This is a genomic window from Lysinibacillus sp. NPDC097279 (assembly GCF_044761745.1).
In the GTDB taxonomy this organism is placed as follows: Bacteria; Bacillota; Bacilli; order Bacillales_A; family Planococcaceae; genus Lysinibacillus.
On sequence record NZ_JBIWDA010000001.1, the window covers coordinates 651,177 to 673,760 of the forward strand.

The following is a 22,584-nucleotide window of genomic DNA, read 5'->3' on the forward strand; positions in this document are numbered from 1 at the left end:
GGAAATAAAAATAATGAGGGATCATCTATGTATAGAAGAAAAATGTAGAGAAGGAATTGAATATCATAAAGAATTTATAGCTGAAAATAGGGAGGATATCAGAAATTTAGAGGAGGATACCAAAAATGGTATTCAAAGAAAATCCAAAGACAATAAAAGTCGTATAGAAGCGAGTTATTTAAGGACTTTTAAATATGAGATGGAAGATATTAGGGCGAAATATTCTTTAGGAGAAGATATTAGTGCAATAGAAGAAGACTTTCATAATGCAATTTATGATTTAGAGCATACAGGGACTAGGGAAGTTGGATATTTAAGTATTCTTTGGACGATTTCTTTAGGAATCCTATTAGAAACGGATAAAAAGAATATAGAAAGATTAAGTAAGGTGGTTGAGAAAAAAGAAATAAGCGATTCAGTGATTGATTTTTTATTATATGCTAGTAATATCGGACATACTAAAATCACTAATGATTATTATAAAGTAAATCCCTATGCAAAAACAAAAGAAATTATAGAACTTGCGCAAACCGATAAGAAAGAAGCATCTAAAAGATTACAAACGTATATGGAGAAAGAATGGTTTAAAGGTCATTATGATTACGATTGGAAGAATGCACACAAGGAGCCTGGATATGTAGGGTTTTGGAGCTTTGAAACAGCAGCGCTAGCGAAGATACTAGAACTTGATGATACAAGCCTAATAAATAATAATCACTATCCATATGACTTGGCACATTACAAGAATGAAATGAAATTCAAGCAGATTTCCCTAAGTGACTTCGACGATGAACAAGAGATTGAGGAACTTGAAATATTAGAAGGAATTGAAAATAATCCTTTATTGGAAAAGGTTATTCCACCAATATGGCACTCGTTTGTCAATGAATTGATACATGATTATGAGGTTATGGATGATAGTAGTTTTTATGAAAAATACAAAAAATCTATAGGGTTAGACCAAATCTGGTTCTTATTACAAGAATATAAAGAAGAAAATAAGCGAAAAAATCTCTTGGGAAGTTTAATTGTTTTTGCAATGGTCGAAAAAGGATATATATTGCAATTGGATTATAAAGAAGATTTGGAAGATTACGATTCAAGTATGAAAAATGAGTGGAACACAAAAACAAAGTTAGTTCAATTTATATTAAATAATGATCAGAATTATTTTGCATGGGTACCAGCGGATGCCAATGTTGAAGCGTTGTATGAAGTATTTATTAAAGATGTCAAATAAACTGGATTTGCAATCACGTTCAAGTAGATAGGATTACGAAAGAAGCTAAGGTCTGAAAACGGAGAATATTTATGATTTCAGGCCTTTTAATTAGGACTAAAAATTAGGGTGATAGTATGAGTTATTATATGATAGTTAAGGATAATGTAAAGTCGCCTATTTTTTTGAAGGGCGTTATTCACGAATCATTTGATGAAACAAAATACAATGAGGGGATGGAATATGAATGGAATAAAATCTTTTTTCAAAAACAAGAAATGCCAAAAGATTTATGGTTAATTACTAATAATAAAATTGAATTTGACTATTATGAGGGTTTTAATGGTCATATTATCAGTAGTGATTTTTTTACTTTGATGAATCAAGTAAATACTTTACAAAAGTATGTTACATCAAATCTACAAGTTGTTAGTTCAAAGGGAAAATCTAAAGTAAAGAAACCCTATTATTTTATTAAGTATTATAATAGAGAAGATTTCGTTGATTACGAGAAGTCAGAGTTTACAAAAAGAAGGGTGCCAGAAAATGGGGTATTTGACATAAATGTTATGGTTGAAAAATATCAAAAAATTGTTCTACAAGAAAATGATAGAGACGTGTTTTGTTTGAATGACTTAAAATTAGCAAGATATCTATTTTGTTCAGAAAGGTTTAAGCTACTTTGTGAAGAAAAACAAATGAAAGGAATTCAATTTTTAAAATTAGAAGATGTTCCTCAATATTTTTCTTCATATGATCGGTAATAAATTTTTGTAATTGAATGATTAATTTAAAAAGATTCAACACATGTTGAGGGCTAATCCATGATGGCAACTACACCATTATTAGTGATTATCTAGGAACGATTTTTAAAATAAACACCACTATGACAATATATATATATATTCATATATGGTAATATTAGTATAAGTATTTCAAACATATGTAAAAATGTGGTGTCCGCTTTTTATTATATATGTTTTTTTATTTACTATTATAAAAAAGATAATGAAAAAGAAGTTGATTAAAAGCGAATGAGGAAGTTCTAGGATGATATTACAAAGAATTATTCAGTAGATATCAAAATGAACTTGATAGTTAAGGAGGTAAAGATATCAAAATATTAGAGATTATTAAAAAAATGGAACTAGATAGTAATTGTAAAGTTGTGAAACGGGACACAGATTACACTAGTGAATTGGCTTTACCAAAAGATGTGAAATATTTTTTTAGTAATTATGACTCTTTACATATGTTTTTAGATAAGCCCTACGGAATTAAAATTGTTTCTTCAAATGAGTTTATTCCAACTAGTAAAAGACTTTACCCCGCTGATGATGTTATTTGGGAGGAACTTGAAGGTGATATAAGTAATGAATGGTATCTAATTGCTGAGTCTGAAGAAATAAATCAATATATTAGCATTGATCTAAGCAAGTCTCATTTCGGTTATTGCTATGATAGTTTTTTGGAAACCCATGCAACACCGGGGGATAGTCAGATTATTGCTAAAAGCTTTACGGACCTGTTAGAACTTTTATACTCGAGTAAAGGTGAACATTGGTTTTGGTTGGCCGAAAATTTTATGCCTCATGGAGATGCTTATGATGGAAGATAAAAGAAAAAGGAATAAAGAGATGTATCATTGGTGACTTTAGTGCTTTGATAGAAACAAAGGTGAATTTATTAGATTTTATATAATACTGTATACAACTCTTTTTCATACGTTTTTAGAATTAGAATTTTTTTACGTTTGCTTTCTTTAAGTAGGAAAGCTTTAGTATAGAAGAAATTAAAGCTTCTAATAGTGTTCAAAATAAAGTGTTTAAAATTTGCTACCCAAAATATCATGTTTTCTGTGGTCGTACAACGAAAAAATTTAGAATAATATTGAGGATGATATATATGAGCTACTACCAGTTATATAGCAATTACAGAAGAGATGTATTTTTTTGTTACACCGAAAAGAACACTTTTAATCACTATGATTTAGAAGAGGGGATTGTCTATTCGCTAGATAAGAAACTTCATTATTCAATAGATAAATTTGATTCCTATTTAAACGAATGTGATATCCTGCCAACAATAGGGGGGCTTTTGGTAAGTTTAAAATTCAAGAAGCTAGTAGAGCAATTAGGATCAGATTGTCAGTTTATCCCTGCGGTCATAACGTCTACAAAGAACGGCGAGGTTAATGAAACATTTTTTGTCATGAATGTGTTAAATCTAGTACCTTGCTTAGATATGGAGAATTCAGAATATAAACCATTATTAAAATCCTTACCAGCCGGACCAATCAAACTACTGACTATAAAATATGTTCCCAATTCTTTAGAAGGGCATCATATTGTAAGAATGAAAGAATATACAGGAAATATCATTGTTGATGAATTATTAATAAAAGCATGTAAAGAAGAAAAGATAAATGGAGTAATGTTTGTCAAAGAGGGAAGTACCCAACGACCAGAATTTGTTGAAATATAGGGTGTACCTAATAATATTAGTAATTATTATTAGGAGCAAAAACAGTTATAATACAGAATCTTCTTGTTACTGCTTTAATTAAGTTGTCGCAACATATGTAAAGAAATTGTCTTTAGCTTTTTCTTTACATATGTTTTTTTATTGTATATTGAATTATTAAAGTTGTGTTTATATTTTTTGTTATTTTCTTAACAAAAAGTAATAATATTTTTAGTACATAAATGGTAAAACGAGATTCTAGGTAGACCAACGCACCTTCAAGTAAGTAGTCAAAAGCGATACGAGAAGACGTACCTACAATTGGGATGGCAATCACCAGTTGCGTAGTATGGCTAATGAGCTAACGGTGTATAAGTGATGTAGGGTTATGATGAATTTAGTAACCTCATATGGGCCAATCAAGACAGTCGCCTATTTGATTTCTTATATCGTAGCGGCGATGATGTTGGAAATTTATATGAAACATAAGATAAAAAAGACCGTATCTATGGCGCTGGCAGTAGATTACTAGAAACGAAAGTTGCCAAATTCTCCTATGATGAAGAAGGAAATATCGTAGAGAAAGTTGAAAGTAATGGAAATACATGAAATTAATAGTGTTATGGCAATGGCATGATGGCGAAGGTTATGAAGCCAGACAAGACAGAAGTTACGTTCAAGTATGACGCCTTAGGTAGGCGGATAGAGAAGAGTTCTGAAGGTAGAGCTACTCATTTTGTGTGGGAAGGCAATACGATTCTGCACGAAGTATTTCTCGCAGGATAATTCAGTGGAGAATGCCTCACAGACAGATGCCGAAATCGCAGAAAATCTAGTGACATGGGTATTCAATGATGGCTTTGTCCCTTAATGCAAAAATCACGAATGACGGATACTACAGCATTATTAGTGATTGTCTTAGGAACACCTGTCGAAGCCTATGATGAACAAGGTCATAAGGTTTGGTCGGCTGAGCTTGATGTATATGGGCGAGTGAACGAGTTCACAGGTGAGAAAGATTTTATCCCATTCCGTTATCAAGGACAGTATGAAGATATTGAAATTGGTTTGTATTATAACCGATTCCGATACTATGACCCAGAGCAAGGGAATTATACGCAGGTTGACCCGATTGGGCTAGCGGGTGGGAATCCTACGCTTTATGGGTATGTTGAAAATACAAACATTTTGTTAGATCCTTTTGGATTAAATAGTATTTCATTTAAGGGAGACATCTCACCTTATCAAACTAGAATTGATGTAAACTTTACAGGTAGACCAGATCCTCAATACTCAATTGATTCTAAAACATTTTCAAGTGGAAAAACAACTAGTAATGGAGGTATTAGAAACACACAACAATTCTGGGTGGAGTGGTCCAAATTAAATCCTCAGACACTAAGTAAATCAAATCAATTTTTAGTTGAAAATTATTCTAAATTAAAGGTATCGCCTAGAATAGATGATGAGTGGATTAATCATTTCCCAGAACACGCAGGTTATAAAGGGAATGTGTTAATTCATCATCATGTAAACTTTGGGAGATATGCAATACCAGTACCGGGGGAAACCCACGTTGGTTCTGGAGGAGTATGGCATTGTAAATGAAGGGTGTGAAATATTTGAATAATAAATTATTAAATATTGAGGAAATAACAACAATTTTAGATAGAGATTTTATTCCTTTAGAGTCAATTGTTACAGGTTTAAGACTAAAGAAAAAAGTTGAGAAGAAAAAAAATGTTGAGGATATTGAACAAAGATTTAAGATAAAATTCCCTACTGATTTTGTTAATTTAATTTTAAATTATGATTTCGGTGATTTTAGTATATTGGGAGTACATTTTGGAAGTAATACAGATTATCTAGAATCGTTAATAAGTTATCAAGAACATTTGTCAAATGAAGATGTAAATAATTTTTCCAATCAATTTATATGTATAGCAATGGGGGATTACTTTACATTCATTATGGATGTCAATTGTGGCAATATTTATGTTTATGGCTCAGAGACACCATTTAATAAGAAAATAAAAGTAGCTGAATCTTTTACACAACTAATTGAAGCGTTAGGAACAGCATATTTTCATAAATCTCAAAACACCCAAACTGAGTTTTTAGATATAATAAATAAATCAATTGATTCTGATGGTATTGACTTTTGGGAAGAAATTGTAAATTAGAAGGAATCAATTGGGGAGTAATTTAATTTTGAAATTAAATTATTTATATTGATAGAAGGTTCTTTTCGCTAACTTATATGATTTTAGCTTAAAGTTAAAAGGGCAATAAATTCAAATTGAATTTATTGCCCTTTTGCTCTTTTATGTTTTAGATATTTAATCCAGATGATATGTGAAATAATACAATTTCAATTGGGACTCCAATCACTAGTTGCGCAGTATGGTCAACGAGCTAACCGGTGTAAAAGTGACGTACGGCTATGATGAATTTAGTAACCTCGTGTGGGCCAATCAAGACAGTCGCCAATTTGATTTCTTATACCGCAGTGTCGATGATGTCGGCAACTTATATGAAACAAAAGATAAAAAAGATCGTATCTATGGCGCTGGCAGTAGATTAATAGAAACAAAAGATGCCAAATTCTCCTATGACGAGGAAGGAAATCTCGTAGAGAAAGTCGAACATAATGGAGATACATGGAAGTACGAATACTATGGCAATGGTATGATGGCGAAGATCTTGAAGCCAGACATGACAGAAGTTACGTTCAAGTATGATTCGTTAAATGTTTCTATTACACCACCCCATAACTGGTATGTTAGAGTGGATTACATGCAAGATAATAAAATCGAAAAAATATCAACATACGCTACAAGTTGGTATAAACAAATGGATTACAGCCTTTATTATGATGACAGCTCCATGTTATCAAAAATAATGATTGATGAGCATTTACATTGGGAAAATCGAAAATAAGTCCTAATAGTTCGCGAGACCAACTACGGTTCCACTTGGAGGAAATAAATGATTTTAAATTTTAAGTCGAAACCTTTAATCACTAAAACAGGAAGAAACATTGAGGCATATGAAATTAATAGTCATTTTCAAACTATCATACCTTCAAGAATGATTGAGTTTTGGAAATCGTATAGTGAAGTTTCATTTGAAAACGGAGTAAATATTTATGGCCTTGATATCGCAATTGAAAGAAATAGGTTGTATGAAGTAAGTACTTATGCACCAGAATATATTTTAATAGGGGATGATGGAGGGGGGCAAGGATTGTTTATAAAGAAGAAAGGCGACTTAAACGTTTACTATCAAGATTTGGGGGCTTTGTCCTTGCCCTTTTATTCTTTAAATATTGATTTTTTAAGTTGGCTAGAAAATGATCCTGTAATAGATGAAGATAATTGGACTTCAGACGAACTTGATTTGATAGAAGAGGTAAAAGTTTATGTAGTTAGAAAACCAATAGAAGCAAATAAATTTATGATGGAAATAAGAAAACTTTTTAATTTGAAACTTTCGATTCGCGATATGAGAGAAAAATTGAATAGTTTACCTTATTTGATGATCCAAGATATCACACTTATGAAATATGGCCATACAATTGAGGGTTTAAATCAAAAATACAATTGTTTAGAGGTTCGCAATTCAAAGAATGTTATTTTAATTAGTCCAGAAATAAATTAGCAAGTATGAAAGATTGAGTTAATATAGAGCAATGTATAAAGTGAAAGGATATTAATTTTATGGTAAAATTAGGATGAAATTTCAGGGCATATGTAAAGAAAACGCTAAATAACGCTTTCATTACATATGTTTTTATTTATTAAAAAGGCGTGGTGTAATGGGCATGGAAGTGTTAAAGCGTGTTATGTTCATAGACCGCGTCAAATTGTGGCAGCTAAACAAAAAAACGAGGGGATAGAATTATTTATGAAACAACTAGAAAATTCACTATTAAAATTCATACAGGCAATGGATGAATATCCGAAAGAAGAAGCTCCTGTTAAAAAAATTGATAGAGTGCGTTATATGCCAAAATTAGCAGAACTTTATGTAGATGAAAAAATCTATCTATCTCGGGAATTAATATTCTTTTATCAACATTGTGAAATAATTTGTAAAATCCGTCCTGATGGCTATCAATTAGATTGTACAGATATTGATTTAGGAAATAGCCCACTTTATTTGTATCCAGCAGATAAATTGGTTCGAAGGCAAGAAGGATTTCGATGGATTGGAAACGAAAAAAGAGAAAATCCAAATTGGGATCCCAATTGGCTTGTAGTTGCTGATAAGGATGATGATCCAATTGTAGTTGTCACAAACGAAGAAAATTCACCTGTTTTTGCAAGTTATGAAACAAGTCCTTTATTTCCAATTGCGGATTCTTTTTCGGCCTTTCTAGATGCACTTGCGGTGACATTAGAAATAATACACGAAAAATTCAAAGGAGAAATAATGGATGAAGAAACTTTCGATATCTACGATGATTTTATTGATATGTTAAAGACATCATTGAGTAGTATATTGAAAAAAGAAGAATACGCTGATAATTTTATTGATTACTTATATGGTTAATAAATGGATTGTAATAAAAAAAGGGGAAGAAACTGGCGACCGAAGGGGGAAAGATTCATGCAAGAAAATTGGGTAGTTTATCAGGATAATCTTAAAGTTCGTGAATTAAAAAGGGAAGAGATGGATGAAATAAAACAACTATCTGAGCTAAGCAAGGGAAAATTGAATCTATCAGATCGTGATGATAATTTAATGTCACTCGACACGATTAAATTAGCGGTGGCTAATTATAGAGATAATGAATTAAAAGGGGATGAAGTGGTAGAGATAGCATTTGAAATTGGTTCTTTATATGGAACTATGATAGAAAAAGAATATGGTTGGAAATGGATGCATGTAGAGAAAAATGATAATAAAGGCTATTGTGTAGTCTCCGAAGATCATAAGTTTTGTTGTCCAGCTCATAACTATATCTATACCATTTTGACTGATACAGATAAAAGTAACAATGTTAAGTTATTATATAATATGCTGGAAGTTATACATAAAGAGAAGGCTGATAGGTTATATAATTTTATTAGTTAAGAATTAATACAATACTATTCGTTTTCTATAACTAGATGTAGGTAAGGAGAAAAAATGAATAATTCAAATTTTATCGAGAGATTACAAAATATTGATTGGTTTAATAATTGTGGGAAGGATTTTTTCCTTGCAGAATTTCCTGTCAATATTCAAATCGTTAGTTCAGCTGAGGATCTCAAAAGTTCGATTTCATCACCGTCGTGGGAAGATCTAACGTTAGAAGCAAGAAATAGATTAACAACTTTTTTACACAAACATAACATGAATGAATACCAACGTTGGAATGAAGTAACAAAGTATTATAAGGAAAATTTAATAACATTAACTGAAACAATAAAGAGCTATGCTGATAAAAATGACCTAGGAAAACCATTCGTAGATGATGTCTCATGGATAGTTCTTAGCGCTGCTATGGAAAATCATTATCTATCGATTAATAAAAAAATCCCCATATTCTTTAAACATTTAGTTGATGTTTATTTGGTGGGGAATATTCCTTGTGGCTGGATAGGAGAGATTAAAGAAGATTATACAGGAGCACCAATTGACCTTGCGAAAGGTGTATTGAAAATATACTGACTATATTATCTTTGCTAAAAGAAGCTTTAGAAATTTTTTTGTATTAAAGTGATACTAGCATTAAAGAGAGGAGTAAATCAGAAGAGAGCCCTGCGCTGCTTATCTAAATGCTGAACGATTTAAAAAAATTGTACCGAGGATTGAAGTAATTTTAATTTGTGTATCATACTTAAAAAGAGTAGCATCAAACTTTCATAATCAAAATCAAAGGAGGAACCATTGTGAAAAAACTTGATTCTGAATTCAAATATTTATCGGATATGTACGAAGATTCTTATTATCCATCCTTTTTAGTGGATAAAATTAAATCAAACATTATTAAAGTAGTTCTTTTTATGGAAGAAGGCAATCATTCGGTTGAGGAGGTTCAGGAAAAGTTAGATGAAATGACTTTAGCAATCAATGAACTTCAGGATGAGTTTTATCAAAATGATAGTGAAATTGAAACTGTTGCACGAGATTCTATCGCAATAACAGTAGAAGAGATTTTGCAATATTTCGAGATTGATATAGATATTGAAGAAGCTTTAAGAGAAAGAGATTGGTGAAAAAACAAATTACATGAGATATGACATAGGTTATAAGCATCTTCTTTATCTATGTTTTTTACCTGGGTAGAAGTCTTCGTTTAGTAGGGGGTCCCTCTAACTAATTCTAAAGAATCTGTTGAAAAGGGAACCTAGTGAATGACATATCAATATATTACTATTCAGTAATGTTTAATAAGGAGAATTTACACTTTTTAGAAATATTCAATAAAACGAAAGAAATTATTGAAATATGACCGATATACATAATAGATGTATGAAGGAGGTATAAAATTGAATAAAAAATTATTTATCACAGTAGCTGCTATACCTGCAGTTCTTATTGTCCCAACAATTGCGGGAGCGGCGGAATCAGAAGTGACAGTGACAGGTCAAAATATGGTGAATGAAGTTTTAAAAGCTTCAATAGAAAATTTACCAGCCAATACAATTGTTAAAGGTTACCAATGGTATTATGTTGAAAAGACTTCGGGCGAAAATGGAACGACAAATGTTACGAATAAACCGATTTCTGGTGCAACTACTTCATCCTTCACAGTACCAGTAGATGCTGCAGGGAAAACAATTTTTGTAGAAGCAATCACAACGACAGATAATAGATATAAGAGTGCAACACGAACTATAAATACACTACAACTTGCGATTACAAAACCAGAATTTTTAATTGCTTCAAAATACATCGTACCTGGCGAAGAAGTAAAAGTGTCAGTCGATGTTACTGATAGTGCAGGAGCAAAATTACAAAGTAGTCAAATTACATATAGCTACCAATGGTTTTATAAAGTTGGTGATTCTTTCACAATTATTGATGGAGCAACTAGCGGTACATATACAGTTCCAAAAAATGCATTAGAAGAAAATATAAAAGATATTATGGTTAGGGTAAAAGCAAAAGTTGGTCCTGCAATTGTAGAATCAGATTTTTCTGATGAGATTACAGTATCCAATGAACCAACTAACACAATGATTAATGAGATTAAAACGTTGCTTAAAAATGACCATCAATATAATATCTCAAGTCTAGCTTCATTTAAAGCGGATGTTACAGCGTTAGAGGCTAAATATCAGGCCTTAACAGCACCTGCAAAGGCTAATGTGACAAATTATGATGTTTTAAAGCGAGCTATAGCTGATATAGAGACATTGAGTAAGTTAAATGAGAAAGTAGATAAGGTGAATGAGGTTGAAGAAAAGAACCTATCACAATATTTAAAAGAAATTGAAGAGGCTTATGATAAGTTGGATTTATTACAACGCAGCTTAGATATCAATGATGCTTTATATAATAGTATTAAAACTATATTGAAAAATCCAACTGATATCGATGAATTTAAGGAAGTTAGACGATTAAATCATGAAATTGTGGCATTATTAGCATATGAAAACTCCCTTGTGAAATATGTACCAACTAACATTAAAGCGTTACAAACAGCAGTGGAAGCAATAGAAAAGGATATAGCCAAATTATCTCAAAATTATCGTTCAGCTGTTCAAAATCAAACCATTTTAAGTGATGCCAAGCAGGATATTAAAAAGGTTGAGCAATTTATAAAACTATTTGATAAGCTGTCACCCAATAATACACCTAGCAAGCAAGTGACGACAGCAAAATCAATACGTACAGCTTATGAAAAGCTAACATATAAACAATTACAGTTAGTACCAGCCAATTATGTCACGACATTACTTGAGGCGGAAAACGCTGAAGACAGCCAAATTGATAGATTAAATGCAGAAATTGACACCTACGTTGGTGATGCAGAAGACATGTACCCAATCGATCCGTCCGTACATTCTTGGCAAAGTCATGTTACGAATGTAAACCGAATTATTAATGAATATAAAGGGCTAACGAAAACTTCTGCTGCAAAAATTATTGGTTATGACCGCATTGTTACGTTGCAGAAAGATTTAAAAACAGCTGAAAAAGTAATAAAAGAAATGGATGCTTATAAAAAGCTTTCCGAAGTTTCTGGAGTTGCCGAAAACAAGCTTAATTCAAGCTATACTAGTACGTTGAAAGCTTATAATAAGTTAACTAGCTTGCAACAATCACTCGTTTATAGTGCAGATGATTTTTTATTAAATTCGCCTAATGTTACGGTTGATGGAAATGGTAAGGTGCCTGCTGATAAGGATGCTGCAGAAGCTTTGAAAGCAAACGTTGCAAAGCTTGCTGACGTTACAAGCTTTACATTTGCCCAATTTGAATCGGCTGTCAATGCAGCGACAGTGACATATAAGAGTCTATCTTCGCCAGCACGAAAGTATGTCACTAACTATTATTTATTAACTGCTGCTAGCAAAGATCTTTCTGGAGTTAAGTCATTCCATAAAAAAGTTCAAACAGCACGAGAAGAAACAGATGTTACAAAACAAGCTAAAAAAATTCAAACCGTACAAACTGCTTACGCTAAACTCCCTGCCAATCAGCAGCATTTAGCGAAACAGCAATACGAAGATTTACTTAACAATCGCTTAGTGGATGGTAATGCACCAGACATAGTTGCTTTGAATAATACAATTGCGACTATTATCTCAAATGATATGTATACCGTTACAAAAGAGAAAATAATGGAGCTTTCCGCACAATATAATAAGTTAAGCGCTAATGATAAAAAACGTATTACGAATGCTTCGATATTAACTGCGGCAGTTTCTGACGTGAAAAAGGTTGAGACATTCCTAAAGCAGTATGAAAAATCATTTATTAGTAATCCAACAACAGTGATTAAAGCTTTTGCAAAGCTATCTTCCAAACAAATGAGTTTAGTTAGCTCAGAAATCAGACAAGCTATTATTGAGAAGGAACAAGGACAGCAGCAATCGAATGAAATTGCTTTGAAATTAATTGAATCCATTAATTCGTTGCTTATTAAAGGCGAATATATTGATGATTTAGAAACGAAAGTAAAAGAAATTCGTACAACATATGACGCACTAGGTACTTCTGAAAAAAGTATTGTGAAAAATTATTCAAAACTGACACAAGCAGAGAGTGACTTGAAAAAAGTTGCAGATGTTCATGCACTCTATGTACCTGCTACAGATGGCAATGAAGCGGCTCGTAAAGCATGGCAAAATGCCTATGCCAAGCTTTCAAAGAAATTAGAAATCCTTTATAATAAAATGTATACAACTGATAAATAATAACAATGTCCCCGAATAATTTTCTATTATTCGGGGTTTTCGTATAGTTGAATATCTGCTGAATAAACGAAAAATATCGCTTTCATTTGTCCAGACATCGGTCATGACTTGTAGCTCTCTAGCAAACTATGCAGTAACTTTTAAGTTTACTGGGAAGAGTGCACATGCTGCCGCTGCACCACATATTGGCAGAAGTGCGTTAGATGCTGTTGAGCTCATGAATGTTGGGGTAAACTATTTACGCGAACACATTATTCCAGAGGCGCGCTTGCATTATGCGGTTACAGATTCGGGCGGAACGTCTCCGAATGTTGTCCAACCATATGCGGAAGTAACTTACTTAGTAAGAGCACCTAAAAAACAACAAGTACAAGAGATATATCAACGTGTTGAAAATATTGCGAAAGGTGCAACGTTGATGACGGGAACTTCGGTGGAGATTGCATTTGAGGGAGCTGCATCCAATCTGATTCCAAACAAAACACTGTATGACGCTATGCAAAAACAAATACTTGAAATTGGGATGCCAACTTATACAATAGAAGATGAGCAGCATGCACAAGCTATTTTTAATACGTTTAGCCCTGAAATTCAAGCTTCCTCTTTCGTTGGTCTAAAAAAAGAGGATGCGATGCAATTAAAAGATAAAGTAATTGCTGATCTCATTCCAAGTGTGCTGCCTGAATTTATTATGGGCGGTTCAACAGATGTAGGAGATGTTAGCTGGATTGTTCCAACTGTTCAATGTACAACTGTTTGTATGGCACTCGGTACACCGCTTCATACTTGGCAGGTTGATTCACAGGGCGTCATGCCGATTGCGCACAAAGGAATGTTACAGGCTGCCAACATTATGGCTTGCACAGCAGTTGAATTAATAAATAATCCTACGCTTATTGCAGAAGCTAAAAAAGAATGGAAGGAACGTCTAGATGGGGAAACTTATGTGTCATTAATCCCAGAAGGAACAATGCCTCCAAAGCGTTAAATTGAAAAAGGAGTCTTCGTAGATGAACTATGAGGGCTCTATTTTTCCCTAGTTAGAAAAGATGATGGCATTCATCTAAGAGAGGAGAATAGTATAATGCTTACCAATCATACTAACAACGATTACGATAATCCGCATCAACTTCTAGTAGCTGAGTGGGTAAAGGAGTTTCGACCATTTGCACAAGAGGGTAAATGTGCAAGCTATATTCCAGCATTAGCTCAAAAAGATCCTCATCAATTGGCCATTTCAATTATCGGACCAAATAATGACGAAATCAATGGAGGGGAGACAACTGAACTTTTTACGCTTCAAAGTGTTTCGAAAGTTGTAACATTTATTTTAGCGTGTATGGATCGAGGGTTGCCTTATGTGTTAGAGCGTGTAGATGTGGAGCCTACAGGTGATACTTTCAATTCAATTATTCGTCTGGAAAGTCATCAGCCTGGAAAACCGTTTAATCCGATGATTAATGCAGGAGCCATTACAGTTTCCTCGATGCTTGCAGGTAATTCCCCACAGGAGAAAGTTTCAAAAATCCTTTATTTTTTAGAGAAAATTGTTGGGAAGAAATTAAAGGTAAATGAAGAAGTTTTTCAATCTGAATGGCACACCGCCAATCGCAATCGGTCATTAGCTTATTATTTAATGGATTCAGGCTTTTTAGATTGCCCTGTAGAAGAGGCATTGGAAGTATATTTGAAGCAATGTGCAATTGAAGTAAATGTTTCGGATTTAGCGATGATCGGTTTAATCATTGCTAACGATGGCTATCATCCGCTATTACAAACACAGCTGTTTCCAAAGCAGGTGGCAAAACTAGCGAAGGCATTGATGGTGACATGCGGTATGTATAATGCATCAGGTAAATTCGCTGCATTTATTGGATTACCCGCTAAAAGTGGTGTCTCGGGCGCCATTGTTGCGGCAGTTCCAAGTCACGCAAGCTTAGGTTCACCTTTCCCTGCAGGTTGTGGCATTGGCATTTATGGACCTGCTATAGATGAAATCGGTAATAGTGTCGCAGGAGTAAAATTACTAAAGCATATGGCGACAGAGTGGAATATGAATATTTTTTAATAAGGTAAACAAATAGCGTAGATAAGTACAGAGACTTACTTACGCTATTCTTTTATTAATTTAATAAATATTAATTGCAAGTGAAGCACTAGTCATTAGGAAATTAAAAAGTGTATTCATTCATATAGAATAGGATTTCTCCTTGCTAGTTTGGAAAAAGGACTTAAGCTATGACATCTTTTCTATAGAAACATTCGATTTTTTGAAAAATAAGAGATATAAACCAAACGTAACAGTGATAATTCCTGTTATAATGATTAAATTTTCTACATCATCATATATCATAGGTATTAACAAACATGTAACTATAGCAAAAGACGAAACTGTATTAATAACAGAAGTCACTTTGCCAATATGGTGAAAATCATAAAAATGATAAATCATTTTTCCATAAACTGTTCCTGACATACCAATTAATAAAAAAGTTAATGCAAAGAGTGCGGTTTTTATGGCTATACTATCAATGAAAGCTATTAGTGTAATAGAAGCGCCAGAAACCAAATAATCTATCATGAAAAAGTGATTAAAAGGCATTTTAATACGGTTTGAGAGAAAAGCCCCAACAAGCTCGGACCCTCTCTGGATAGCTAAAAGGACACCTAGATATTCAACGCCAATATTTAGTATTACTAGATAAGCACCGACAATACGCATGACCATGGTTGTAAGACCGCTTAAGATACCTTCCATTATAACAATTCGTGAAGGGGTTTTTTCTTTCCAAAAATATTTAAAAGCATACAAAATATTATTTTTAAAATTAGGTTTGTCTTGAATTTGATTATTATTGTTTGGATGATATACAATATTTTTTACGTAAATTTTCAAAAATAATGCTATACATAAGAAAAAAGTAAACATGTCAATGAGTAGTATACTAATTACAGATATATATATAAGAATCACTGAAGATAGGAAATTAGATATTATATCAACTGTATTATTCGTTATATTCATGACATAAACAGATTTTTCAATATCTGTTTTTTTGAATCGTAGTATTTCAGGAATATAACTGGATTGAACTGAATAAATCAATGTATTCGCAAATGAAAATATAAAATGGCATATGAAAATTAAAAGGATATCTAATCTGAAGTATACTGTGAATAATATGCCTGTAATAGAGAATAATTGTACAATTTCTAAAGTGATTAATAAGCTTTTTTTATTTCTGCAGTTATCTATTAAAGTTCCAAAGGCAAAGTTAATTAAGGAGGGTAAAAAGGCGATTAATCCGAAGAGTGCTAAAGAATCTGCACCTAAATTGTATATAGAGATAGTTATATAGGCTAATACAACAGTATATAAGCTATCTCCAAAATTTGTTATCACTCTACCGGATATAAAGTAAATAAAATTTTTATTTTTTCTTAAGGTCATATTTATATACATTCCAATTAAATAAATCAATTTGAATTGCCTCTGGTTTATAATTTAGTTGTGTAATAACGCTGAAAGCTTGATAAGAGATTAATCCTGCAGCCATATAAGTTACTGGTGCTATAACACTTGTAGGGAATATAGTGTTTTCCAAAAGTTGTTCTCTTGGAGCACCTTGCTCACCATACAATTCAGAGCTTGTTATCGTAAAATTTGGATTCATACAAAATGTGTTGATAACTGTAGAAGCATATGAACCTGAAATAAAAGGTTTATTAAACTCTATTGATAAATCATCAAACCATACGTCAATTTTGTATTTTGGCGTATCTGCACAACATATAGAAATATCAAAGTCATATTTTTGGAAAATATTCTTTAAATCATTTTTTGTAGCTAAATATTTATTTAATTTATTCACAATTATTTTTGAATCAATTTTTTTTATATATTTTTCAACGATGTCTACTTTATTTTTCCCTATGTCCTCTTCGAAATATGTACCCTGTCTCGTTAAATTTGTTTCATCTATTTGATCATTATCAATAATAGTGAATGTTTGAATACCAAGTCTAGCTAAGATTTCACATACATTGGCACCAATCCCACCTAAACCTACGATCAAAACATGTCCCTTATTTAATTTTCTTTGATAAATTGAAGGGTCTGTATTATTTGAAATATCCATCCATTCGAAGAAATTTATGTTGCGTGAATATTTATATTGTTTATCATATTCATTTATAGTAAGTAGACCTAAATCTTTTAAAACCTTAACCTTATTATTAAATTCTTCTGTGCTTATTGATAATTGATCACGCTTTTTCTCGCCATTTAATACTTTTAAAATATCAATATTTTGTTCATTTTTTTCTATGGACCTTTCTATTCCATCTTGACCAAAACCGAAGATTATTTTATCGCCTACAATTAAAGGTTGTAAAGTCCTTTTTATTTTTAATAGAGTCATTGAATTATTCCTCCGTTTAAGAATGAAAACAAAACAGAAAGAATATAAATCCCTCCTGTTTTGCTTTATTGGAATCAAATTGCTAATATTAACAATTTTGATTTATACAATTGTTAATATTAGCGGTCTCCATTACGAAATGCTGGTAGCATAAAAAATCACCCCCAACCAATTTCTTAGTGACATTATAAAAAAATAGCTGAAAATTCGCAATAAAAAATAAATGAAAATGCGCGATTTTTTCTTCCTATTATTCAGTCTAATATATAGTGAATTTTTTTATATTAGTAAACAATAAGTATGTGAGAGGAGAGACTGTTGTTGAATTGTTATCACAACTATATCCAGACAACTAGATTAGTATTGCACTAAATTGAAGATACAAAGTTAAATGACAGTAAATAGAGAAGGGGTTATGGCTGTGATAGCAATATCAGTGCTACTACTACACATTGTAGTGCTAGATAAAATTGGGGAACTGTAATAATGAAAGCAAAGACGCAATGGTTAGGTTGCGTCTTTGGTATGGATATGTGGTTTATTGTTGGCGATTTTTGCGTTTGTATAGGATGAAAAGACCGATAAACCAGATAGGTGTTAGTAAAAGAGCGGTTCTTGTTTCTTCGGAAATCAACATAACAACTAATAAAAACGCGAAGAAAGCGAGTACTAAATAGTTCACAAACGGTGTTAATGGTGCTTTGAAAATCGACGCTTCATGTAGGGCGCGATTTTTACGTTTATAAATGATATGAGAAATTAAAATAATACTCCATACCCAAATAAAACAAATTGCACTAATTGTTGTCACGACGCTAAAAGCGTTTTCTGGCATGAGCTTACTTAGTAATGCGCCCACTGATACAACGATAGCAGAGATGATAAGTGCATTACTTGGTACACTATTTTTATTTAGCTTTGCAAATGAAGCGGATGCTTGTTTATTGCGACCAAGATTATACAGCATGCGACTTGTTGAAAATAAACCACTATTGCCTGCTGATGCGGCAGATGTCAATACGACAAAATTAATAATACCTGCTGCAATAGGTATACCAGCTAATGTAAAAACTTGTACGAAGGGACTGCTTGTTCCAGACATTTCATACCAAGGGTTGATGCATAAGATGATTACTAATGCCCCTACATAAAACAATAAAATTCGGAGTGGAATTTTATTGATTGCAGATGGAATGTTTTTTTGAGGATCTGCGGTTTCAGCAGCAGAAACACCGACTAATTCTACCCCAACAAAAGCGAAGACAACCATTTGGAATGCCATTAGGAAGCCATATGTACCGTTAGGGAAGAGCCCACCATGTGCCCAGAGGTTTTCCACGGATACTGTTCCAGAGCTTGTTTGGAAGCCAGTGAATAGCATGAATAATCCAATAATTATAAGCGCAACAATTGTTATCACTTTAATAAGAGCAAACCAAAATTCGAGTTCCCCAAATAGTTTTACAGTCAATAAATTTAAAAATAATAAAAGGACTAAACAGCCAATTGCAGGCACCCATTGCGGGATATTAAACCAATATTGTATGTAGACACCGACGGCAATAATATCGGCCATTGCAGTCATAATCCAACAAAACCAATAGGTCCAGCCAGTGACATATCCTGCCCAAGAGCCGATGTACTCTGTAGCGAAATCTGTAAATGACGTATAGCCAGCATTCGATAATAACAGTTCTCCTAGCGCTCGCATAACGAAAAATAAAGCAGTGCCGACGATAAGATAGGCTAAAATAATAGATGGACCTGCTAAAGCAATCGCTTTACCTGCTCCTAAAAATAAACCGGTACCAATTGTACCGCCAATCGCAATAAGCTGCACATGGCGATTTTTTAATTCACGTTTTAATTGTTGTTGTTCCACGTTCATTCCCCCATAAGATGCGTAGAAGCTGTGACTGGAAAATAAAAAGAGACTAGTAGCGACACTAGTCTCGTAAACGTCAGAATAACAATTACCATGTTCGAAAGTTCGGTTAGCTAAAATAAATTCAACATTCGTGTGGTATAGCTTTCGTGATGAAAGTTTATATTACTCCTCTGTCCTTTTGCCTGAGATAGTGAACCCTTCGGCGACGCAAATTGCGCTCTCTCCAGAAATGCTCCTGCTATAGTTTGATCCATAGCATTCATAGCTTTTATCTATACATTATTTTAAGATATTATTTATCCTATCAATGCCTAGCAATTAATTCAAGGGGAAATTTCAGTAGTTTTCATCAAAAAAGAAGAATTAAGTTTATGCTGATAAATTAGTTACGAAAGTTAGTTATTTTAGACATACTGTTTTTGTAATGGGGAAGGGTTTAGCAAGTATGGAGGGGGCAGAAAATTCATATTTACGCCAAAAATCTCTTTTTGCTATATGGACGGGACACTGCATTAGAGCAGTTTAACATGCTACTATTTATTTTTGTGATAAAGAAAATAAGAAAGCTAAACGATATGGTTAGTCGTTAGACAACTACTATTATATAGAAGAAACTCTGGATATTAGCAAAAAGAATCCATTACCAATGCAATTGGAATGGATTCTTTTTGTGCGAAAATAAGTATTGGTGTCGATTTATACAACATACTTGCTTTACGGAGAATTGTACTATTGAAAATAGTCGCTTTTACCTTATAAAGTTCGCAGTGATTATTATTTTTTTGTTTTAATTTTACCAGTCCAATTACGGAAGCCGCCATCAAGCTGGTAGATTTGATTGTAACCACGTTTTTTTAAGAAAAGAGCAGCACGCGCACTACGACCTGTATTTTGACAGTATAAGTATACTGGTAAATCTGGGCGAATTTCTTTATGACGTTGACGTAATGCTGTAGAAGGAACGTTACGAGCACCAAGAATATGACCTGCATCAAATTCTTTTTGTTCACGCACATCGATTAGTTGCGCTTTACGGTAGCCTTCAATAAATTGTTCTTGTGTTAAGTTGGTTACGGCTTTTTTTAGACGCATTGCATTAATAGCGATATATGCAATTAGAACTACTAAAATAACACCAATTGTGATAAGTATATCCAATTTCTTCTTACCCCTTTCTATCTTCTTTATTATTATAAAAGATGCGCTAGCGATAGTCCAATGAGTTTGATAAAATTAACTAGATTGTGGCTAGAAATGATCTATAGATGTAGGAGATGACGTAATGACAACTTGGTATTTTCTAAATTCAGGAAAATGTAGTCCTTCTTTTAATATGGCACTAGATGAGGCATTGCTTGATTGGCATAGTGAGGGATTAATTCCTCCGGTCATTCGTTTTTACGAGTGGGAGCCAGCGACATTGTCGATTGGTTATTTTCAACAAGCGAAAAGAGATATTAATTTAGATGCGTTACGTGAACAAGGAATAGGTTTTGTTCGTCGACCAACAGGCGGTCGAGCAGTTTTACATGAACATGAATTGACATATAGCGTAATTGTTACTGAAAGCTATCCTAATATGCCTGAATCAGTAACAGAGGCGTATCGCGTACTAAGTGAAGGTATATTAGAGGGCTTTCATAATTTAGGAATGGATGCGTATTTTAGCGTACCTGATACAGAAGAAAAGAAGGCAGATTTGAAACAGCCAAAAAGTGCCGTATGCTTTGATGCACCAAGTTGGTATGAGCTTGTCGTAGAAGGCAAAAAAATAGCAGGTAGTGCACAAACACGTCAAAAAGGTGTTATTTTACAGCATGGTGCGATTTTACTTGATTTAGATGAAGAGAAATTATTATCTGTATTTAATTTTTCTAGTGAAGAAGCAAAAGAGCGTATGCGAAAAAAACTACCAGAGAAGGCGGTTGCTATTAATAGTCTTGTTCAAAAACCTGTTTCTATTGAACAATGTGTAACTGCTTTCCGAGATGGCTTTGCAAAATCGTTGCAAATTGAATTAAAACCATTTACACTTTCTGAGGAGCAATTAAATTATGTGCGTGATTTAGAGGAAAAAAAATATGCACATGATGATTGGAACTTTAAAAAGTAAAATATGGTATAAGAAAAATATTTTTTTATCGTTTAAACCTTGTAATGGCAAGCAGTAACCATTCTACTTAAAATTGCAAGAGTTGAATTAAAAAACTATATATAGTATCTTTTTAAAAGCAACATACACAATATGTAGTGTTTACCAACACATGATATTGTGTATTTATTATTGTAAGGCTTAAAATAAGGGAGGCAAAACGATGGTACTCACAAATCATCAACCCGATGTAAACAAACAAATTGAACAGTTAAACAAAGATATTGAGCAATTCCCACAGGTTCACCCTGTTACGCCTGATATGCACATTACGCATAAAGGTGTATCAAGACTTGTAATGATCGATCGCTACTCGTTTAAAGATACGGAAAAGAAGACATTAAAAGCTGGTGATTTCGTCGTATTAACGGTGAAGGCAGATCCAAAATTCCCTGCTCGTGGTTTAGGAACAATACAACATATTGATATGTCTACAAAAACAGCAGACATTTTGATTGAGGAAGACTACCGTAGCGCATTAGATGATCCAAAAGAGCAAGAAACAGGTGTGATCACACGTTCAATTGACGTGCTAGAAAAGCCTCTTGAAATTTTTTATGAGCAAATCGCAAAACGAAATGCAACAGGGCTTGCTTCAGTTGAAAAAACAGCTGAAAAACGCCAAGAATGGTTTGAGAAATTTTATAAACAGCTTGTATCATTGAAATTTGTACCAGCTGGCCGTGTCATTTATGGAGCAGGTTCTGAAACAGATGTAACCTTCTTCAATTGCTATGTAATGCCGTTCGTTGCGGATTCGCGCGAAGGGATTAGCGATCACCGTAAGCAAGTAATGGAAATTATGAGCCGTGGTGGTGGTGTAGGAACAAATGGTTCAACACTACGCCCTCGCAATACGTTAGCACGTGGTGTGAACGGTAAATCTTCAGGTTCCGTATCATGGCTAGATGACATTGCAAAACTGACTCACCTTGTCGAGCAAGGTGGATCCCGTTAACCAAAACGGCGGGATTAAAATCTCGTGAATTGCTGGAACACCCTGAGAGCTTTTCTTGCTACAACGTAAACTGTGAAGTTAAACGTGAATGCTTAAAAAAAGAAAAGATTGGGCAATCAGCAGCGAA

The 22,584-nt window shown here is 33.2% G+C and carries 19 protein-coding genes, 2 pseudogenes and 1 riboswitch; of the genes and pseudogenes, 17 read left to right on the forward strand and 4 right to left on the reverse strand.

Annotation, left to right across the window (positions count from 1 at the left end; genetic code table 11):
- Nucleotides 1–13 precede the first annotated feature (13 nt).
- From ACIQ1H_RS03115 to ACIQ1H_RS03185, 15 genes and pseudogenes are all read left to right on the forward strand, one after another.
- Nucleotides 14–1,240, forward strand: coding sequence for a PoNi-like cognate immunity protein (locus ACIQ1H_RS03115; protein ID WP_402886441.1), 1,227 nt, complete (start codon nucleotides 14–16; stop codon nucleotides 1,238–1,240).
- Nucleotides 1,241–1,356: 116 nt separating this feature from the next.
- Nucleotides 1,357–1,983 carry an Imm43 family immunity protein gene (locus ACIQ1H_RS03120; protein ID WP_402886442.1) on the forward strand — a complete coding sequence of 209 codons (627 nt, stop codon included), beginning with the start codon at nucleotides 1,357–1,359 and terminating at the stop codon, nucleotides 1,981–1,983.
- A gap of 377 nt (nucleotides 1,984–2,360) precedes the next feature.
- Nucleotides 2,361–2,837 (forward strand): SMI1/KNR4 family protein, encoded by a 477-nt coding sequence (locus ACIQ1H_RS03125; protein ID WP_402886444.1) that lies wholly within the window; start codon nucleotides 2,361–2,363, stop codon nucleotides 2,835–2,837.
- Nucleotides 2,838–3,124: 287 nt separating this feature from the next.
- Complete coding sequence (locus tag ACIQ1H_RS03130) at nucleotides 3,125–3,703, forward strand: imm11 family protein (protein ID WP_402886445.1); 579 nt, start codon at nucleotides 3,125–3,127, stop codon at nucleotides 3,701–3,703.
- Between the two features lie 849 nt (nucleotides 3,704–4,552).
- On the forward strand, nucleotides 4,553–5,290 hold the full coding sequence (locus tag ACIQ1H_RS03135) for an RHS repeat-associated core domain-containing protein (protein WP_402886447.1): 738 nt from the start codon (nucleotides 4,553–4,555) through the stop codon (nucleotides 5,288–5,290).
- A gap of 14 nt (nucleotides 5,291–5,304) precedes the next feature.
- Nucleotides 5,305–5,865 (forward strand): SMI1/KNR4 family protein, encoded by a 561-nt coding sequence (locus ACIQ1H_RS03140; protein ID WP_402886449.1) that lies wholly within the window; start codon nucleotides 5,305–5,307, stop codon nucleotides 5,863–5,865.
- A 220-nt stretch (nucleotides 5,866–6,085) separates the two neighbouring features.
- Entirely contained in the window at nucleotides 6,086–6,622 is a 537-nt protein-coding gene (locus ACIQ1H_RS03145; RefSeq protein WP_402886451.1) for a hypothetical protein, read from the forward strand.
- Nucleotides 6,623–6,670: 48 nt separating this feature from the next.
- Nucleotides 6,671–7,342: a hypothetical protein gene (locus ACIQ1H_RS03150; RefSeq protein WP_402886453.1), complete on the forward strand. Its 672-nt coding sequence runs from the start codon at nucleotides 6,671–6,673 to the stop codon at nucleotides 7,340–7,342.
- 246 nt (nucleotides 7,343–7,588) lie between these two features.
- Nucleotides 7,589–8,236, forward strand: a complete 648-nt coding sequence (locus ACIQ1H_RS03155) for a hypothetical protein (RefSeq protein ID WP_402886455.1) — start codon at nucleotides 7,589–7,591, stop codon at nucleotides 8,234–8,236.
- Between the two features lie 57 nt (nucleotides 8,237–8,293).
- Nucleotides 8,294–8,761 (forward strand): hypothetical protein, encoded by a 468-nt coding sequence (locus ACIQ1H_RS03160; protein ID WP_402886457.1) that lies wholly within the window; start codon nucleotides 8,294–8,296, stop codon nucleotides 8,759–8,761.
- Nucleotides 8,762–8,815: 54 nt separating this feature from the next.
- Complete coding sequence (locus tag ACIQ1H_RS03165; protein WP_402886459.1) at nucleotides 8,816–9,340, forward strand: hypothetical protein; 525 nt, start codon at nucleotides 8,816–8,818, stop codon at nucleotides 9,338–9,340.
- A gap of 221 nt (nucleotides 9,341–9,561) precedes the next feature.
- A complete protein-coding gene (locus ACIQ1H_RS03170; protein WP_402886461.1) occupies nucleotides 9,562–9,888 on the forward strand; it encodes a DUF5713 family protein in 327 nt (108 codons plus the stop codon).
- Between the two features lie 273 nt (nucleotides 9,889–10,161).
- Nucleotides 10,162–13,038 carry a hypothetical protein gene (locus tag ACIQ1H_RS03175; protein ID WP_402886463.1) on the forward strand — a complete coding sequence of 959 codons (2,877 nt, stop codon included), beginning with the start codon at nucleotides 10,162–10,164 and terminating at the stop codon, nucleotides 13,036–13,038.
- A gap of 94 nt (nucleotides 13,039–13,132) precedes the next feature.
- A pseudogene (locus tag ACIQ1H_RS03180) lies at nucleotides 13,133–14,026 on the forward strand (peptidase dimerization domain-containing protein); the annotation flags it as partial.
- A gap of 96 nt (nucleotides 14,027–14,122) precedes the next feature.
- Nucleotides 14,123–15,106 carry a glutaminase gene (locus ACIQ1H_RS03185; RefSeq protein WP_402886467.1) on the forward strand — a complete coding sequence of 328 codons (984 nt, stop codon included), beginning with the start codon at nucleotides 14,123–14,125 and terminating at the stop codon, nucleotides 15,104–15,106.
- A gap of 168 nt (nucleotides 15,107–15,274) precedes the next feature.
- Here the strand turns inward: ACIQ1H_RS03185 and ACIQ1H_RS03190 are convergent, their stop codons facing one another.
- From ACIQ1H_RS03190 to ACIQ1H_RS03205, 4 genes are all read right to left on the reverse strand, one after another.
- The gene (locus ACIQ1H_RS03190) at nucleotides 15,275–16,519 is read right to left on the reverse strand and encodes an MFS transporter (RefSeq protein WP_402886469.1); all 1,245 of its coding nucleotides are present in this window, start codon (nucleotides 16,517–16,519) and stop codon (nucleotides 15,275–15,277) included.
- Nucleotides 16,470–17,459 (reverse strand): ThiF family adenylyltransferase, encoded by a 990-nt coding sequence (locus ACIQ1H_RS03195; RefSeq protein WP_402886471.1) that lies wholly within the window; start codon nucleotides 17,457–17,459, stop codon nucleotides 16,470–16,472. Before ACIQ1H_RS03195 ends, ACIQ1H_RS03190 begins: the two co-directional genes overlap by 50 nt.
- Nucleotides 17,460–17,997: 538 nt before the next feature.
- Nucleotides 17,998–19,341, reverse strand: coding sequence for an amino acid permease (locus tag ACIQ1H_RS03200; protein WP_402886473.1), 1,344 nt, complete (start codon nucleotides 19,339–19,341; stop codon nucleotides 17,998–18,000).
- Between the two features lie 166 nt (nucleotides 19,342–19,507).
- Nucleotides 19,508–19,584, reverse strand: a riboswitch (glycine riboswitch).
- Between the two features lie 537 nt (nucleotides 19,585–20,121).
- Entirely contained in the window at nucleotides 20,122–20,505 is a 384-nt protein-coding gene (locus ACIQ1H_RS03205) for a rhodanese-like domain-containing protein (protein WP_173479084.1), read from the reverse strand.
- A 124-nt stretch (nucleotides 20,506–20,629) separates the two neighbouring features.
- Here ACIQ1H_RS03205 and ACIQ1H_RS03210 point away from each other — a divergent pair, with 124 nt between their 5' ends.
- Both ACIQ1H_RS03210 and ACIQ1H_RS03215 read left to right on the forward strand, forming a co-directional pair.
- Nucleotides 20,630–21,460: a lipoate--protein ligase family protein gene (locus ACIQ1H_RS03210; protein ID WP_173479083.1), complete on the forward strand. Its 831-nt coding sequence runs from the start codon at nucleotides 20,630–20,632 to the stop codon at nucleotides 21,458–21,460.
- Between the two features lie 202 nt (nucleotides 21,461–21,662).
- Nucleotides 21,663–22,454, forward strand: a pseudogene (locus ACIQ1H_RS03215) (ribonucleotide reductase N-terminal alpha domain-containing protein); the annotation flags it as partial.
- Nucleotides 22,455–22,584 lie beyond the last annotated feature (130 nt).

Bases quoted from the DNA above. Each gene is read 5' to 3' on its own strand.
- ACIQ1H_RS03145 (WP_402886451.1), top strand. From the start codon at position 6,086: ATGGTCAACGAGCTAACCGGTGTAAAAGTGACGTACGGCTATGATGAA.
- ACIQ1H_RS03135 (WP_402886447.1), top strand. From the start codon at position 4,553: ATGCAAAAATCACGAATGACGGATACTACAGCATTATTAGTGATTGTC.
- ACIQ1H_RS03125 (WP_402886444.1), top strand. From the start codon at position 2,361: ATGGAACTAGATAGTAATTGTAAAGTTGTGAAACGGGACACAGATTAC.
- ACIQ1H_RS03210 (WP_173479083.1), top strand. From the start codon at position 20,630: ATGACAACTTGGTATTTTCTAAATTCAGGAAAATGTAGTCCTTCTTTT.
- ACIQ1H_RS03130 (WP_402886445.1), top strand. From the start codon at position 3,125: ATGAGCTACTACCAGTTATATAGCAATTACAGAAGAGATGTATTTTTT.
- ACIQ1H_RS03150 (WP_402886453.1), top strand. From the start codon at position 6,671: ATGATTTTAAATTTTAAGTCGAAACCTTTAATCACTAAAACAGGAAGA.
- ACIQ1H_RS03195 (WP_402886471.1), bottom strand. From the start codon at position 17,459: ATGACTCTATTAAAAATAAAAAGGACTTTACAACCTTTAATTGTAGGC.
- ACIQ1H_RS03160 (WP_402886457.1), top strand. From the start codon at position 8,294: ATGCAAGAAAATTGGGTAGTTTATCAGGATAATCTTAAAGTTCGTGAA.
- ACIQ1H_RS03165 (WP_402886459.1), top strand. From the start codon at position 8,816: ATGAATAATTCAAATTTTATCGAGAGATTACAAAATATTGATTGGTTT.
- ACIQ1H_RS03155 (WP_402886455.1), top strand. From the start codon at position 7,589: ATGAAACAACTAGAAAATTCACTATTAAAATTCATACAGGCAATGGAT.
- ACIQ1H_RS03115 (WP_402886441.1), top strand. From the start codon at position 14: ATGAGGGATCATCTATGTATAGAAGAAAAATGTAGAGAAGGAATTGAA.
- ACIQ1H_RS03120 (WP_402886442.1), top strand. From the start codon at position 1,357: ATGAGTTATTATATGATAGTTAAGGATAATGTAAAGTCGCCTATTTTT.
- ACIQ1H_RS03185 (WP_402886467.1), top strand. From the start codon at position 14,123: ATGCTTACCAATCATACTAACAACGATTACGATAATCCGCATCAACTT.